Here is a 16092-nt window from a genome sequence, read left to right as displayed (position 1 = left end):
CTATTTTCGCTCACCACCGTTCCGATGAGTGCGAGGCTGCATTGGTCTGGTATGCGGTTTCTGCATATGCTGTTGCTCAATTACTCGCTTATTGCCGCTGCCGGATTTAGAATCATCCTTCTTATCTGATTTCTTTTTCGTAGCAACCTTCTCCGGCTCTTCGTTCTTTGCGGGATGGCTTGCCTGTTCAAATGGCACATCCTTGTTAGCTCTCGCTGCTTTAACGCCGCCGGAGCTGTTATCATCCTTCTTCTCTTTTGCCGCCGTTAATAAATCCGGACGATATTTCTTGATGATGGCGTCTGTGAGTTCTTTCTTAACAGCATAATGCACCTCACGGTTGCTGTGTTCCTCTACTGAGAACGGAGCCTCAAATGAGATTCCCCATTTAAAGAACAGCTTTAGCTTTACCTTCATGGGATGCTCTGCTGTTTTCATAACCACAAAAGTTCCTTTCGGAAGGTTTTTGAGTTCATCCGAGGTCATCAATGGTCGCTCAATCATCTGTACGGACTGAGAGGGATTATCCTTGCTCCTGCTGACAGAGCCCGACATAACTGTTCGGGAGCCGAGTGCTTTGGATAGTGTTTCCGCAGAGGTACTGTTCGGTGTGAAACCGCCGAAAATAGTGAGCTGCGTGTTGTCTATGATAACATCCGCGCCCTCTTTGCCGTAGTTTTTTTCAAGCTGTGCAAAGGATTGGATTATGGGAACTATCTGCAATCTTCGGGAACGGGATGCGGAGAACATCATCTCTGCCGACTCAATCTTCGGCAGCGTGCCAAATTCATCGCAGTAGAATACGCAACGGTTTTTCAATTTGCCGCCGTTTTCATCCGCTACAGCGAGGATCTCACGGTAGAGCTGCTGGATAATCAGCGACACCATAAAGAATTTACCGGGATCCTCTTCGGGCATTACGATGAAAATAGCTGACTTCTCATTGCAGAATTTCTCGGCATCAATCTCTGTATCGAAACAGAGGAGCTGCTCTAACTCGGAATCCAGAAAAGCGTTCAGCCTTGATAATGCTGTGGACATAACCGATGCCATTGTATCTTCCGCTGTGGTGAGAGCCGCACCCGCAAACCACTTTGCCTTATGGTTTTCGGGAAGCAAATCCATAACCTGTTGGAATTGGTTCTTGCCCTTTTTGTTTGACGGAGCAAGAAGTTCCTGGATAATCTTATAGACGGATACGATGTGCCTTTCGTTTGGCTTGCAGAATTCCGCTACAAGAAGGATGGTAGCGGTAAGCAAGCCTTCGGCTGAATCATAAAAGTATGCGTTCTGTCCGTAGGAAGCTGAATCGCCGCCTGACATGATAATTGTCTTGGCTATAATCTTGGCGTACTTCTCAGCTTTAGCTTTGTAAACAAGCTTGTCGGGATTGGCTTTGAACAAATCGGTGTACTTGTTAACAAGATGCAGAAGGTTGTTGCCGTTGGAACGTGTCGGGTTACGCAGATCAATTACAGAAATATAGTAGCCGTAATATTTAGAGGCTATCTCTCCGTAATTTCGCACCACGTCGCCCTTCGTGTCGGTTGATAGGAATGACATCCCTGTGGCACAGGCATATTCAATGCACGGATACAACCAGAAAGCAGTTTTACCGACACCGGCAGCGCCAATCATCAGCGCATGCACATCTCCGGTATCAACCATTGCTGTGGTCGTGCCTTTCTGAATCGGTTCGGGGATATATTTCTTGTTCTTCCTACGGCGAAACTTATTTCTCAGCTTTCTAAGTCTGTACCATAATCTCCGCATAAAGTTTGTGAAGATAGTCAATTTGCGGTTGGTGCAGCCGACTACTATTCCCTGCTCCTTTGGTCTGCTGTCAGGATCCTCGCGCCATTTATCCGGCTCATAGTTGATGTGCTTATAGATTCGCTTGATTTCCTTCTTCGTAGCCCAACGAGCCGTTCCGTGCTGACCGTGTCCGACTGTTTTATCCTTGATGTTGTTGAGGTTATATCTGTTGGAAAGTGACATCACCAGAAAAAAGAATAGCAGCAGACCGCCCACGGCCGCAATCATAATTCCTACGCCCTGTGGTAACATAGCTGTTCGCTCCTTTCGTCTTGATTCAGCCAGTCCTGATTCCAATCCTTGTATTGCGGTTTCAGAATGTGGTTTTCAATACCCATTTGATTTAGTTTCTCTGTTATTCGCTGATTAGCCTGCTGTCCCCAACAATCGTTATCAAAGCACAGAAACACGGCTTTGATGTTAGGATTATCCTTGAGGCATTGAAAAAGCACCCTGTCCGAAACGGAACAAGATGCCGCATAGCTGTGTTCATGCCAATGATCTTTGTGCATAGAAATAAACGACAGCATATCAATGGGTGCCTCAAACAAAAAGATTTTGTCTGACTTGCCGTGCCAGTGAAAACTGTATTCTGGCACGCTGCCCGACACATTTCCCTTGAACGAGCTTGCTGACAACGTTCCTCGCTTGTGGTAGTGTCGAGGTTTACCTTCCGTGTCGTATCCGACAAATACTGCATTGTGATACTCTTCATCCTCGTAAATCATCTTGTTGTGGATGAATGCATTAAGAACTTCACGATCAATACACCGATTCAAAAGCAAGTAAGCGTAGGCTCTGCGCATATCAGAGTTCGGCTTGGGAGGTTCCAACACCTTCGGCTTTTCCTCGGCAGAAAAAGAATGAATGATTTGTCCGCCACCATGATTGAGCAGGAAAGCAACTGCTTCAGGATAATCCTTGTTGTAATATCTGCGGACAAAATCTATCGCGTCGCCGCCTTCCTGATTGTACTGATTGAACCAGAGGTTTCCTCTCACGGTCACTTTCTCGGATCCGTCCCGCCATTCAAATTCCGAACCCGACCGCTTGAGTTTTTCGCCCTGGCTTCTGAGAAGCTGCACAAGGTCAGTGTTCCTCGCGCGTTCTCTTTGCTCTTTTGTAAAATAATTAAATACTGACATTACTTCTCCTAACCATCAAACTTTTATTCAAGAGTTTGTCTGTCTATCTTTCTGTTGTAGTTATCTTACTTTGGGCTGTTATACCACTCCTATCATCGTGATAGGACGGTCCTGTCACCGTTTGGGTATAACAGTCCCTTGTTAGTAGAGTATATTTTTTAATGAAGTCCGAGACCGAATTTCTTATCGTCAATTTTCTGACGGGTTTTCCGGTCGGTTTTTACTTTTCTACGGCGTCTGTTTTGCTCAATCTGATTTTGGATAATACGGCTCAGATGGTGAAGCAGAGACATTGAGCACATCGCAACGGACGCACCTCTCCCCTTGCTGTGACTGTTCAAGAGCTGCAAGGCGTAGGGATTGCCGTTCTTCGCTGATTCAATAAGATACTCATAGGCGAGTTCAACATTCTTTTCAACACCGTTCCCATACAGATATAGCTTGCCGAGCTGATATTGCGCATAGGGATTATCTTCTTCCGCTGCCGCTTTCAGATAGAATACCGCCTTGTCCGTATCGTGAATATCATTCAGATAAATCTTACCAAGCTGATAGGCGGCGTACTCATTGCCGACTGCAAATGCTTTCTCCAAATGATAGATGGCTCGGTTGATATCTTGGGGTACTTCTTCCCCTTGATAGTACAGCTTGCCGAGTTGGTATTCGGCGTACTCGAAATTTTCCGCTGAGAGTTCTTCAAGCAACTGTACAGCGATATCCGAGTACCGGGGAATGTTATCTCCCGACAGATACTCCTTCGCCAACAGGAATTTGGCGTACTGATTGCCGCTGTCCATTGCTTTTACTAACCAATCGAAGCCTTGTGAAACATCCTTTGTAAGATTCTCTCCGAGAAGCAGTTCTTTACCGAGATAATACATTGCGCCGACATTCACGTTCTCTGCCGATGCCGTCAAGTATTTCAAAGCTAAGTCGCTATCCTGACCAATGATGTCGCCCTGCAAATACAACTTGCCCAACAGAAACTGAGCATAGCTGTTATTCGCATTTGCCGCCTTTTCAAGATAGTCTACTGCCTTGAGCGGATTGTACCCGCTGTAGTCCTCTCGCAGATACAGCTTGCCGAGACCGAACGCGGCGTTGGTGTTCTTGAGCTTGTCTGCCATTTCAAAATACAGCCGGGCGTTATCAAGATTCACTTCCGTGCCAATACCGTTGTGGTTCATCTGTCCGAGACGGTAATAGAGCTTATCATCAGCCATATTCCTTTCGATAGCAAGGAAACCGTTGTAGGCTTTTCTGTACCATTCCCGTGCGGAAGAAACATTTTTAACCGTGCCTATGCCTTCGTTCAGCATTTGAGCGAGTTGGTACTGAGCGTATGCATTACCTTTCTCTGCAGCGAAACGGTATAACTCAAACGCCCTGTGATAGTCCTGCTCAACTCCATTACCGTAATAGTACAGCGATGCCAAGGAATAAGCGGCATACTGATTTCCCAAGTCAACAGACTTTTGAAACCAAGAAGCCGCTTCAGTATAGTTTTGTTCTGTTCCATACCCCTGCTGATACATCTTGCCGATGCGGTATTGCATATACGCAGGCTTTTTCTCGCTCGGCAGTTTATTGAGAAAAGCACGGAGAGCTTTCGCAAAGTATTCCTCTGCACCGCTCTCATCATTTGGAACACCGAGACCATCTAAATACATTTTAGCAAGGTCGTGCATGGCAAAGCCGTTGCCTTTCTCAGCTTCAAGCAAGAGCAGCTCCATTGCCTTTTTGAAATCCGGCTTGACTTTTTTGTTACCGTAAAGATAACGCCGCGCCTGCTTATACTCCTTCGTCCACCAACTTCTGTTAGTAAATACTCGTTTGTCTAACTCATCAAAGTCTGCGGATTCCGTATCTACCATAGGTTCTTCGGGAACTGTTTCCAAAACGGAAACGGTTGAATCCGCAGACGAGTCAAAATCTTCATCATATAAGCTGCCGGATTTAATCTTCAACGCTTCCGTTATAACATGATTCTTGATTGGCTTGAACGTATCATTGTCTACCAACGGAATCCGTTCAGGGAGCGTATCGGTATAGGTTCTCAGCACCTCTTCCCTCTGCCCATACCAGATATCATACAGATTTGCTATTCTTTCATCTTTGGAAAGTTCAATGATGATGTTGTCAACGAGGTCCTTCACTTCAGCTTTGAGATAACCATATTGTTTCTTGCCGCTGACGCGTGACAGCTTATCCGAGAGCTGACGGAGGAGATTTTCAACTGTCGGGTTATCATAATCTCCGCTGTTGATCTGACTTACAATCTCTGTAACAATAGATTTGCTGTCGGCTCTCAGCTTATCTCTGCTCTCTGTCTGCTTTGAATAAATAGATACCAAGTCTTGAGCGAATATCTCTCTGGCGAATGCTGACCGAAGATTCTCTATTCCCTTTTCTGTAAGGTATCCTTCTTCGGGATTGACAGAATAAATAATTAAGTGAACGTGCGGGTGGTGGGATTCATTATGAAACGCTGCATACCAACGAAGATTTTTGATATTGATTTTCATATTCTTAGCCATTTCTATCGTTTTACTTCGAAGCATATCTCTCCATCTTGCTCCGTTATTATAGTCCAGCCGTTCAGCATCTTCTCTACGCAAAGAGATAATTGCCGTCCAGATATTTCCCTGATGCTCATTCAATTCACGCTGAACCACCGAAAGATTAACAGGGACTCCTTTATCGGTAAACAATCCATGCCGACCAAACTTTTCAGCACGGGGACGGGTAGCAATATACTTAGCATAAGTTTCTCTGCCCGATATTTCATAGCTGTTATCCTCTATCGTGCGTGAGATAAACTCAGAAGCAGTACCGATAGTTTTCTTGGCTGTGTAATCCTGATACTCTAAACTGTTCGCGGCATCAGGAAAGTCAGTAAGCAATTTGTCTATCAGCTCCTGCTGTTTCACCGAAGCCGGAGCAAACACTTGTGAAGAATCTATCTTCTCAACGCCTTCACGGGTTGCAATATATTTTGCATATCCTCCAGCGCTCTGCTTCCTGTCGGACTTGAGATACTTAAACTTTGTAACAATTCTTGCCACAAATTACAAACCTTTCTGCCAGTTATCTGCTTCATCGAAAGTAAAAATGCCGTTTGTCTTTTTTACTTCTTTGATACATTCACCTCGCAAGGTGTTGAGGACTTCTTTATCGACACCCTGATTTGAAGCAACAACATTCATTGTGATGGCAAGTTCAACCGCTAATTTAAATAGCAGTTTACTTAATCGGTTTGTATTTTCTTTAAGAAGAGACTCCATCGTTGACATTACAACCGTAGACAGATAAGGTATATTTGTATTAGAAGATAGGTAGCTTACATAAAATCTGATAGCGTTTTCTATAAATTCACTTTTACTCAAGCAGTTATCTTTCTCAAAATTCTCATCTACAAGGTCTAATGCCGATTGATTAACATACAATGCGAAGCGCACTTTTTTATCCGGTTTTTCCATGCTTTATTCACCTCAATTCTTCATGACACACACTTTTGAGTACAAACAAATGGCTTAAGCATCGGCAAATCGAGCGCATCTGACACACACAGTGACACAAAAGTTGTTTTTTGACACACACTTTTTTGCAATCACAAAGCTCTCAAAAATGGCTTTGCAGTCGGCATTGCCGGCTGCTGTGAACAGCGTGTGGTCGCTTCTGCGACACACACGCTTTCTCCTGCTTACTTTTCGACCACCGTTGTATACCCCGATTTGCCGATTATTTTGCCTTTCGTGTAATTCTGCAAGCAATCGCCCGTGTTGGCTTTCCCTCGCTTAGACGGTTACTGCCCTGCCTGTTTTGGAAAAAGCCGACACAGGGCGAACACGGCGATCACAGGCGCATTGTACCGCCCTCGTTCTCACCGTCACTGTAACGACTTTGACTCTGATTAATATACCATTCGATATCGGCATCGAAGGAATCGTGACGTTGTGCTTCTCCTGCACCTCCGCGCTCTGCTCTTTCAATTGCTGACTCCAAGAAATTCAAATCATAGTATTCTGATTCCTGCTCTCCGTTTCCCTTGAAGGTAAGAATGCCGGTTTCAAAATCATAGTCTACTGTACAGCTGATTCTCTTATCGTTTTCTTGTGCGTCCGACAGAACATTGAAGACAGGTTTGTCTACATAATCATAAGAATCAAAGCGTTGCACCAGAGAATCCATATCATACTCATCCTTCATATCTAACAGATGATGATAATAAAAACTCGCTGCGTCATAAAGCGAGTGGATTCCTTTTGCAACGAAATACGATTCTTCATCATCGTCATTGTGCATATGAATAAGCGCGAAGCAATTATCATACTGCCACTGACGGTTATGCTCTTCCATCATTTCTTGGTCGATCTGTTCTTTCACCTCGGGAGGTACAAGTTCATCATAGAGTTTTTCCATATGACCGATCAACTCCATGCGCAATTCCTCTTCCTCACTATGGAAGCAATCAATCACGGCGGTGAGCTTATAACTGTTGTAATCGAAATCAAAGTTTGTTTCAAACATTTTCGTTCACCTCACTTTTGTTTTCACTCGGTTTTGAGCGACTTGATTTTGGTCTGCTGACAGTTTGCGTAGAGGATTTCATATCAAGATATTCACGCACGTTAGCAGGAACATATTTTGTATAGAGCGCGTCGAGCGACTTTTCCATCTCGGATTTTAAATCAGTATCGCGCTGTTCCATATACATTTTGACAGCAGAAAGTTTTTCGCTGTCATAAGCAATGCTGATATTTTCTTTTCGCATTCACATAACTCCTTACTAATAATTCAAGCTGTTGGTCTGTTCTTCGGTTTGTCCTGTTACACAGGCGGCTTTGTTCATATCAGTAGCAGGATATTTAAAGCTGTCAAGCTGACAATTTGTAATCTCCGTATTATCAACATCACAGTTTTGCATTGTCGCGCTCGTGAGAATGGAATCGCATACAACAGAGTTAGAAATATCACAGCCGATAAAGTCAGCTTGAATGAAGTTTGTTCTGTCCGCAAAGATATCCTGCATATAGCAGTTGTTAAACCGCACCGACTCCATCTCAGCGTTACTGAAATCCGCTGAGTGCATATCGCAGTTTTCAAATCGCGCACCCTCACAATAGCTGTTAGATAAATCTTTTCCGAAGATATTAAGATTGTTCAGATAACAGTTTTGAAAATTGGCACGCTCACCTCCTGCATCATTCAACCACAGGACATGCTTCGCACACATCACATCCACTTCCTGCTGCGTGAGCTCTCTCATTTGATTATGCAAATATCGAGCCTTCACATTGATGAACAAATCTCCGCAGTTTTCTTCGATGGTCTCAAACTCAGGACGTTCCATCATCATGTTCTGGAAGAGTTCGTGATCGAGAAAACCTTGATACTCGGACTGGTAATAGTCGCCCACAGCAGAAAGGGAGAGAATTGCTTGTCCGTCCTTCTGCTCACTCAGCACCTCACTAACGTAGTGTTCTACAAGGCTCTGCATATCTCTGTTATAATCATCCAGCGAAGGATACTGTCCAAGTCTGCACAGCTGTCTTGCGTTAGAGATATACGCAGAGTATCTTGCATAGTCATAACCCTGCGGATCCACGAGGATACCGTCATCACCGTCGCCGTCAATGAACATGATGCAAGGCACAGTCGAAACGTTTTCGTATTCGAGCTTATCCTTGTTCTCGGTAATGAAGCTGTAATCCTTGAGTGGATTGCATTTCAGTTCATTGAAGTCTTCATGACTGATTTCTACTACTTCTGCCACCTCGCATCTTTGCAAAGCATAATCGTCAGCCTTGCGAATTAGGTGTACATTCAAAATCATTTCTTTTCACTTCCTTACATAGATAAACGCCGACTGTTTCCAATCGGCGTTATAAATTTATATTCTGATTTTGTTCGGGATCGGGTCCGAGTATATAGCACCTTAACTGTTGTTCCGGCTCCGGTTCTGTTCCAAAGAATTCTGTGCCTTTGATGCAGCTTTTCTCCATCGATATGCAACTGAAATCGCAGTTATCAAAGCGCGTTCCATTAAAATCACTTTCAATGAAGTCGGCTTGAGTGAAATTGCAATCGATGAACGCGGCGTTCTTTGCTTTGACTTCCTCGGCTGTCGCATTCGTGAAATCGCACTTGTTGATTTCAGCCTGATTGAAGCTTGCGCTCATCAACATTGCATTCTCGAAGTCCGAGTTGGTAATGATACAGTCATCGAAGATGGCTCCGGCAAATGTCTTATCTTTGAAATCAATTCCATCCATCTCGCAGCCTCGAAAGTCTGCTTGTTCTCCGCCTGCGTCGTGCATCCAAAGAATGTGCTTGGCTTCCATGATGTCGATATCATCCTGATACAAGCGGTAGTATTCATCATCGCTCAAATATTCTCTGCCAATCTTGATAGTGAACACACCGTCATAGTAATTGATATCATCAAACTCAGGACGGTCACGCAGCATATCGAGAAACAGGTTTTGATTAAAATCCCGGAACTTAATGTCATTATACACCTCGTCCATATCAAGATTGTACTCTCCGTCCTCTTGATCCTGTAAGGCTTTCTGAGTATAGAGTCCGACAATGCGCGTCATTTCTTCATCGTGCTGATCAAGGGAGCTGTACTGCAAGTGTGCAGGCATTCTTCTCGCGTCGGGGACAAACGCCGTGTATCTGGCGTATCCTGTATCGCTCGGAATGACTATCAGACCATATTTCTCGTTATCGCAAGTAAACAGCATTGCCTGGTCTACCTCTGCGTTCCTGTCGAGCATGTGAAGATATGGCTTGATATACTTTGATTCCTCTAACAGATTTGTCCGAAGATGATCGAAGTCCTCTTTGGATAATCCCACGCTGAACCTGATATCGCATGCATCAAAATCAACTCTGCTTCTCTTGGTTTCAAATTGTGCTTTGTAAATCATTGGTTTTCACCTCCTTGTGTAACAACAAACTATACCACGTTTTTTATAAATATCCAGATGTTTTTCACCTCACTCCTATTTATGAAATTTTTGATATGCTTTCTCTGCGTTATCTGCTCTGCGTGCATCTTCAAAAGCATAGTCGCCACATCGTTCATATACACGTTCAAATGCTATTGCCGCAGTTCGTGTATCGGCTTTAAGAAATTGCTGATAGGTTATTCCGTTGTAGTTGCCGCCATAAGCAGCAAATTCGGATTCAATAGTCTTGCGCAAATATTCACACTGCTCCTTGATGGTCGCACCCTTGAAATTTGATGGGGCATATCTCAGACACCACTGACACAATCCGTAAAACTCATCGCCGTTGAAATGACCGACAACATCCCAATCGAGATCAAGCGTATCGCCGCCGCACTCTCTCATCATATTTCCAATGATTCCCGCGGCTACGCTGTCGGAATAGCCATAGCTTTTCAGATATTTCCATACCTGAGTTGCCGGGTCGCCTGTAGCAGATATCTCAGGCTGTTTGAATTTACCGTATCCTAAGATTTCCTTGTTGCCGACTGAATACTGATGCTCACACACCTTATCTCCGCTGTTTCCTTCGATCGTATAGACAATACCATTTTCGACCTTCTTGACAATGCCTGTGTGATCACCCTTGCCGTCTAATCCATCATATGCCCAATCAAAGAATATAATATTGCCGGGACTCGGTGTTGCGGAACCGGGCATCCACTGATTCTTTTGCCTAAACCAATTGGCACCATCATCAACGACTGAATATTTCGGCACTAATCCCGATTCAATATATCCACATTGATTTGCGCACCAAGAAACGAAAATACAGCACCAATCAACTCTTGACGGGAATCCGTACCATTTCCAAAACTTTTCGCCGCCGACATTTCCGACTTCTTTTTTAGCTACCTGAACGATATCGTAATCTGACGATGAGGAGTAGATATACGACATTAGTTTTTCAAAATCTTCCACCTCGATCGTCTTGCTGAATGTTCTGTTGACATTGCTGATGAGATTTTTTGTGGTCTGATTCTTTTTGAAACAATTCACAAGCTTGGTGACGAAGTCCTTATCCGATACCTTGTCCTGAAGGAACAGCACCGTGATAACCCTTGATTGTAAGATCTGATCGTCTGTGTATTTCTTTTTCTTCATCTCGCTCTCAACTTTTTTGAGTAATTCTTCAGCTTTTGAGATTTTTGCCCGTTCTTCAGCCGTCAATTGTGCTTCAATCTTCTGCGAGAGCCCGGCTGTGTCAACACTGATACCACCCGAAAAGAATGAGATGATTGCAATGACAGGCATTAAAATCACAAGCAAAATGACAAGAATAACGGTCAATGCTTTTTTCAGAGCGTTCTTGTTTGTGAGTATAGCCACTGCTATCTTCTTTAGCGCGGCTCCAATAGTTGCACCGATAAAAATACCTCCTGTTACAATATGTTTGCCCCTTAAAATATGGCAGCCAGCCATAAACATAGGGCATCTCGTTGCCTAAGCTGTTAGAATAGGAAGGAACGGTCTGACTTATACCTCCAAGGACTTAAACGTCCGTCTTTTAGTCAGTCAGCCATCCTCCTGTTCGCAGCGTTCGTTTGTTGTAGGTAGAAGCATCGGTATTCCGGACGTTCGTGTCATTAAACAGATAGAATCGGCGATGGGTAAAGGAAGGCATAGTCCGTTACAATCAACCGAAAAGAGGTTTAAGAAAATGAACGCAGCAGGAATTGATATTTCCAATGGCAGAAGCACAGTATCAGTCTTACGTCCGTTTGGTGAGGTGGTAAAATTGCCGTTTAACGTCAAACATACACCTTCAGAACTTTCCAAACTGGCAGACGAATTACTGGCAATTGATGGTGAAACCCGCGTTGTCATGGAACATACAGGTCGCTATTATGAATCAATAGCTAAAATACTTCATGAAAAAGGCTTATTTGTTTGTGCCGTTAATCCCTTATTAATCAAGGAATATGGTGCCAATTCTTTACGCAAAGTAAAGACCGATAAGGCTGATTCACAAAAGATTGCGCGTTATGCCCTTGACAACTGGGCGGATTTGAGAGATTATACTCCTATGGATACAGTTAGATACAATCTAAAAACTCTCCACCGCCAGTTTCATCTTTCCTCAAAGCAGAAAACAGCCGCTAACAACAATCTGGTTGCGCTGACCGAGCAGGTATTCCCCGGAATCCGAAAATGCTTTGAAAGTCCTGTTCGCAAGGATGGAACTCAAAAGTGGGTGGATTTCATCACTACCTTTTGGCACGCCGATTGTGTAAGAAAACTCAGTTTGAAAGCTTTTACAGAGCGTTATCGCAAGTGGTGTAAGCGCAACGGATATTTGTTCAAACTCAGTAATGCCGAAGAGGTTTATGAGCTTTCTAAAAATGTTGTCGCTCTTGTTCCTAAAGACTCTGTTTCCAAAACTATTGTTCAGCAAGCCGCAAAGCAGTTGACGGCTATTTCCGGTTCTGTTGAAGCCTATCGTGCTGAAATGAACAACCTTGCATCACAACTCCCGGAATACGAGGTCGTCATGAACATGTATGGAGTCGGAGAATCTACCGGTCCGCAGCTCATGGCTGAGATTGGAGACGTGACGCGATTTGAACGCAAACAATCTTTAGTCGCGTTTGCAGCCCTGATTACCAGAGCTGCGTTTTCTTATTCCGGCAACAGTGATTCTGCTGTCAGGCGAACGCCTAATTTGAAGCCGTTGATAAAGCAATCACATTCGTTCAGACAGCTTAGTTCTGTCCATGCATCCTTCAGCTTGCCGAAGGTTTCCGCTTCACTTTCGTTCAGCGCTCGTCGCAGTTGTTCGTCGAGCCGTAGCACAAGCTTGGCGAGCTTATCGGTTTCGCTGTCCGGCTTTACGTCGCGCTCATAGGGATTGATATTGCCGTAATACAGTTCTTTGATTGTGTCCATACAGGCACCTCCTTTAGCACAACAGCATACCACAGAAAACGGAAAAGTCCAGAGAAAACGACTTTTTCTTTGATTGGTGCCGCAAATTTTTATTTCAGACAATCACTTGACAACCACCCGAAACAGAGTATTATGCAGTATAAACACAGGCAAATATCTGAAAACATGACACTTGAATAAAGCTAGAAAAAGTTCGGAGTGACAATGCAATTATACAGATGATAACGAATTAAGCATTCGACAATAACGTCAAATTTGCTGTTCTGCGAGAGCGCGTAACCGGCTTTCAGCAGCAGGTCTGTCGGTTCCTCCAAAGCCAATTCAAGCGCGACGGCGGAGGCAATCGCTGTAGCTTTGCTCGGTTTATAGCTGAGATTGTTGCGGTCAACAAAATGCTCGTCAATATATTTGCAGATGTCGGGCGTATACGAAATGAAATCAAAAGGGTCAGCTCTTACTCATTTATCTGAGTTTTGAGCCTGACCCTTTTTCTTTTGCTATTATTATGTTTTTTCCGTGAGCCGAAGTTATTCATTTTCGAATTCAGTATGAATATCTTCGGCTTTAATTTCCATTAAATCCTGACGGCTTGGATGAAGAATACGGTTCACCCGTCCGGCATGATTCATCACTAAATCTTCATAAGTATTTCTCACAAATCTGCCGTTTGCAAATTCGTTTGTTTTATTCCGGAGTGCTTCGTCAAACATCTGTTGAAGGCGCGCTGAACCTGTGCTTGAAATCGAATAATGATTGTCTTTGCACATCTTCATGAAAATGCCAAACAGCTCCGACGCGCTATAATCATCAAATTCAATAAAGGTATTAAACCGGGATTTGAGTCCTGGGTTTGATTCAAAAAACTGTTTCATCGGTTCTGTATAGCCGGCAACAATGACAACCAAATCATCCCGATAATCCTCGAGCGCCTTTGTCAACTCCGTTAAGCATTCTCTTCCGTATGAATCCGAATGATCGTTTTCGGTCAGGCTGTAGGCTTCATCAATAAACAGCACGCCGCCTTTGGCTGATTCTATCACCGCCTTCACCTTTAACGCGGTTTGACCTTGGTATCCAGCTATGAGGTCTGTTCGCGAAACCTCCACAAACTGACCCTTTGAAAGCAAGCCAAGCTGCTTATAAATATGTCCGATGATCCTTGCTACGGTTGTTTTGCCCGTTCCGGGATTTCCTGTAAACGCTAAATGAAGCGTTGTGCCTTGCGATCTTAATCCTGCCTGCTCGCGCAGCATTCTCACATGATGATAAGCAATCAGGTCATTTACCTTTTTCTTAACATTCGATAACCCCACAAGAGAGTTGAGCTCCTCCAAAAGCTGTGAGAGCGACTTTTCTGCTTCCGTGTTGGAATTTTTAGTATCCTGTCCGCATATTTCCTTCACTCTGAGGTATCCGTGATATTTAATAACGCTGTCCTTAACTGCTTTTGCTATCGTCAGTGTCTGCCGTGACTGGCTTTTGCCTAATTCAGAAATTCTCTTAAGCAATTCAACCGTTGCCGCGTTATTGTCTTCTTCAACAACAGAGATAGCCAGTCGGGTGATTTCTCCGTTTGCGTTTACAACCGCATCAAGCTTGGAAGCGTGATTTAATAACTCTTCTTCATGAACATTATTCATTACAAAATCTCCGCTATTCTCAAAACCAGCTGAACTAACGAAATAACCACAGCTCCGCCGGCTATCGAAAATGCGATTGTCAGTCTGGTTTTCAGCATCATATTTTCCGTTTCACAAGTTGCGAGGCGCTCTTTAAGCAGCTTAGTTTCTTCTTCCTCATTGCTCACACGTTCTGTTGTATCAAGCAGCTTTTTGCCCAAGTCGTGGGAATAACCCCATTCCTTGTCTACATCGCCGAGATGTTCATAGGACTGAAGCTGCTCAATATAAGCTCCCGTCGCTGCAGTATCACGCAGCAAAGCATCCTGTGTGTTCCGTTGGATATCCAAATCTTCAAGGATTTTGTCCGTTTTAACCTCAGCCTGATGAAAGCTGTCCGCCGTCTGCTTCATAAACGCATCCGTTTTTTCTGTCAGTTCCTCATGGCGGCAACGGTTTCTTTCTGCTGAATCGGCAACGGAATGAATCGCTTCCTCCGTATGCCGAAACCTCCTGTCAGTCTGCTCAATATACGCGTCTGTTTTTTCTGCCAGTTCCTCATGGCAGCAACGGTTTCTTTCTGTTGAATCGGCAACGGAATGAATCGCTTCCTCCGTATGCCGAACGAGGACTACTTCATTCTGCAAAGTGAGTGCGCTTGCGAGTACCAAGACCCGCGGGAGGTCAAAGAGCGGTTTATTCAATTTGCGCGCATTTTGAAATACGAGATCACTATGCGCGAAGCGGAACAGCTTTTGCTCACAAAAGAAAACGCCGACAAGCTGCAAAACCTTATCAGCGAACTGGAAGAATATTATACGAGCGACGAATGGAAGCAGGATTTTGCCGACGACGAAGCCGGTCTGCTCCCGAAAAAGCTGCCGCGCGGCGTTCTGTCGGAAGACGGGATTTACAATCTACTGGAAGAGTACAGAGAGGTATCCGAATGACTTTATACATCAACTGCTGTGTCCGTGAGGAATCAAGAACCGACCGATTGGCACAGGCTGTTTTGCAGAAGCTCGGCGGAGATTTCACGGAGCTGAAATTATATGAAGAAAACCTCAAGCCTCTTGACAGAGAAACGCTGAACAAGCGCACTGCGCTGATCAAGCAGGGCGACTACAGCGACCCGATGTTTGACCATGCAAAACAATTCGCCTCTGCTGACACTATCGTGATTGCCGCGCCGTATTGGGATTTGTCCTTTCCCTCGACACTGAAAATCTATATCGAGAACATCTATGTCACCGGCATCGTTTCTGCCTATGACGAAAGCGGAATGCCCGTCGGCTTGTGCAAAGCAAAGGAGCTTTACTACATCACCACCGCGGGCGGTCCCTACGATCCGACCTACAGCTATGGCTACATAGAAAGCCTTGCGAAGAACTACTTCGGAATTCCGAAAACGCATTTGGTAAAAGCCGAAATGCTCGATATTATCGGAAATGACGCAGAAGAGATTTTGAATCAGGAAGTCAGCAGAATTTTGGGAAACGCTATTCTTTGATTTAGCGCGGCAAAAATTGAGATGCGCTCAAAAATCGCCGACACCGCGCAAACATCCTCAGTCGGGTACTCACCCTACTTTCCGTAACAAATCGCACACAG

General features: G+C 44.4%; 14 protein-coding genes and 1 pseudogene. 3 read left to right on the top strand and 12 right to left on the bottom strand.

What is annotated here, in order from left to right:
• The 9 genes from JKK62_RS16425 to JKK62_RS16385 form a co-directional block, all read right to left on the bottom strand.
• Positions 1 to 2043 (bottom strand): type IV secretory system conjugative DNA transfer family protein, encoded by a 2043-nt coding sequence (locus JKK62_RS16425; RefSeq protein ID WP_243411898.1) that lies wholly within the window; start codon positions 2041 to 2043, stop codon positions 1 to 3.
• A 5-nt stretch (positions 2044 to 2048) separates the two neighbouring features.
• A complete protein-coding gene (locus tag JKK62_RS16420; protein WP_201428869.1) occupies positions 2049 to 2960 on the bottom strand; it encodes a DUF3991 and TOPRIM domain-containing protein in 912 nt (303 codons plus the stop codon).
• Positions 2961 to 3118: 158 nt separating this feature from the next.
• Positions 3119 to 6025 carry a MobP3 family relaxase gene (gene mobP3 / locus JKK62_RS16415; protein ID WP_201428868.1) on the bottom strand — a complete coding sequence of 969 codons (2907 nt, stop codon included), beginning with the start codon at positions 6023 to 6025 and terminating at the stop codon, positions 3119 to 3121.
• A gap of 3 nt (positions 6026 to 6028) precedes the next feature.
• Complete coding sequence (locus tag JKK62_RS16410) at positions 6029 to 6439, bottom strand: hypothetical protein (RefSeq protein WP_201428867.1); 411 nt, start codon at positions 6437 to 6439, stop codon at positions 6029 to 6031.
• A 376-nt stretch (positions 6440 to 6815) separates the two neighbouring features.
• On the bottom strand, positions 6816 to 7490 hold the full coding sequence (locus JKK62_RS16405; protein ID WP_201428866.1) for a hypothetical protein: 675 nt from the start codon (positions 7488 to 7490) through the stop codon (positions 6816 to 6818).
• Complete coding sequence (locus tag JKK62_RS16400; RefSeq protein ID WP_201428865.1) at positions 7483 to 7734, bottom strand: DUF6103 family protein; 252 nt, start codon at positions 7732 to 7734, stop codon at positions 7483 to 7485. Before JKK62_RS16400 ends, JKK62_RS16405 begins: the two co-directional genes overlap by 8 nt.
• A gap of 15 nt (positions 7735 to 7749) precedes the next feature.
• Positions 7750 to 8796 (bottom strand): pentapeptide repeat-containing protein, encoded by a 1047-nt coding sequence (locus JKK62_RS16395; RefSeq protein WP_201428864.1) that lies wholly within the window; start codon positions 8794 to 8796, stop codon positions 7750 to 7752.
• Positions 8797 to 8845: 49 nt separating this feature from the next.
• Entirely contained in the window at positions 8846 to 9895 is a 1050-nt protein-coding gene (locus JKK62_RS16390) for a pentapeptide repeat-containing protein (RefSeq protein WP_201428863.1), read from the bottom strand.
• 75 nt (positions 9896 to 9970) lie between these two features.
• On the bottom strand, positions 9971 to 11404 hold the full coding sequence (locus tag JKK62_RS16385; RefSeq protein ID WP_201428862.1) for a phage tail tip lysozyme: 1434 nt from the start codon (positions 11402 to 11404) through the stop codon (positions 9971 to 9973).
• A gap of 178 nt (positions 11405 to 11582) precedes the next feature.
• Between JKK62_RS16385 and JKK62_RS16380 the strand changes: the two are divergent.
• Positions 11583 to 12581: pseudogene (locus JKK62_RS16380) on the top strand (IS110 family transposase); the annotation flags it as partial.
• Positions 12582 to 12595: 14 nt separating this feature from the next.
• On the opposite strand, the gene JKK62_RS18035 reads toward JKK62_RS16380, so the two are convergent.
• The 3 genes from JKK62_RS18035 to JKK62_RS16370 form a co-directional block, all read right to left on the bottom strand.
• Entirely contained in the window at positions 12596 to 12862 is a 267-nt protein-coding gene (locus tag JKK62_RS18035) for a DUF6809 family protein (RefSeq protein WP_316612888.1), read from the bottom strand.
• Between the two features lie 527 nt (positions 12863 to 13389).
• Positions 13390 to 14502, bottom strand: coding sequence for an AAA family ATPase (locus tag JKK62_RS16375; RefSeq protein ID WP_201428860.1), 1113 nt, complete (start codon positions 14500 to 14502; stop codon positions 13390 to 13392).
• Positions 14502 to 15152, bottom strand: coding sequence for a hypothetical protein (locus JKK62_RS16370; protein ID WP_207752218.1), 651 nt, complete (start codon positions 15150 to 15152; stop codon positions 14502 to 14504). The genes JKK62_RS16375 and JKK62_RS16370 overlap by 1 nt, the downstream gene beginning before the upstream one ends.
• Positions 15153 to 15197: 45 nt before the next feature.
• Here JKK62_RS16370 and JKK62_RS16365 point away from each other — a divergent pair, with 45 nt between their 5' ends.
• Positions 15198 to 15431, top strand: coding sequence for a DUF4298 domain-containing protein (locus JKK62_RS16365; RefSeq protein WP_243411897.1), 234 nt, complete (start codon positions 15198 to 15200; stop codon positions 15429 to 15431).
• Positions 15428 to 15991, top strand: a complete 564-nt coding sequence (locus JKK62_RS16360; protein ID WP_201428858.1) for an NAD(P)H-dependent oxidoreductase — start codon at positions 15428 to 15430, stop codon at positions 15989 to 15991. Before JKK62_RS16365 ends, JKK62_RS16360 begins: the two co-directional genes overlap by 4 nt.
• The last annotated feature ends 101 nt before the right edge of the window (positions 15992 to 16092 follow it).

This window comes from Ruminococcus difficilis (genome assembly GCF_016680995.1).
Note: the sequence above shows the minus strand (reverse complement) of the source record. Positions and strands in the feature narration are given on the sequence as shown.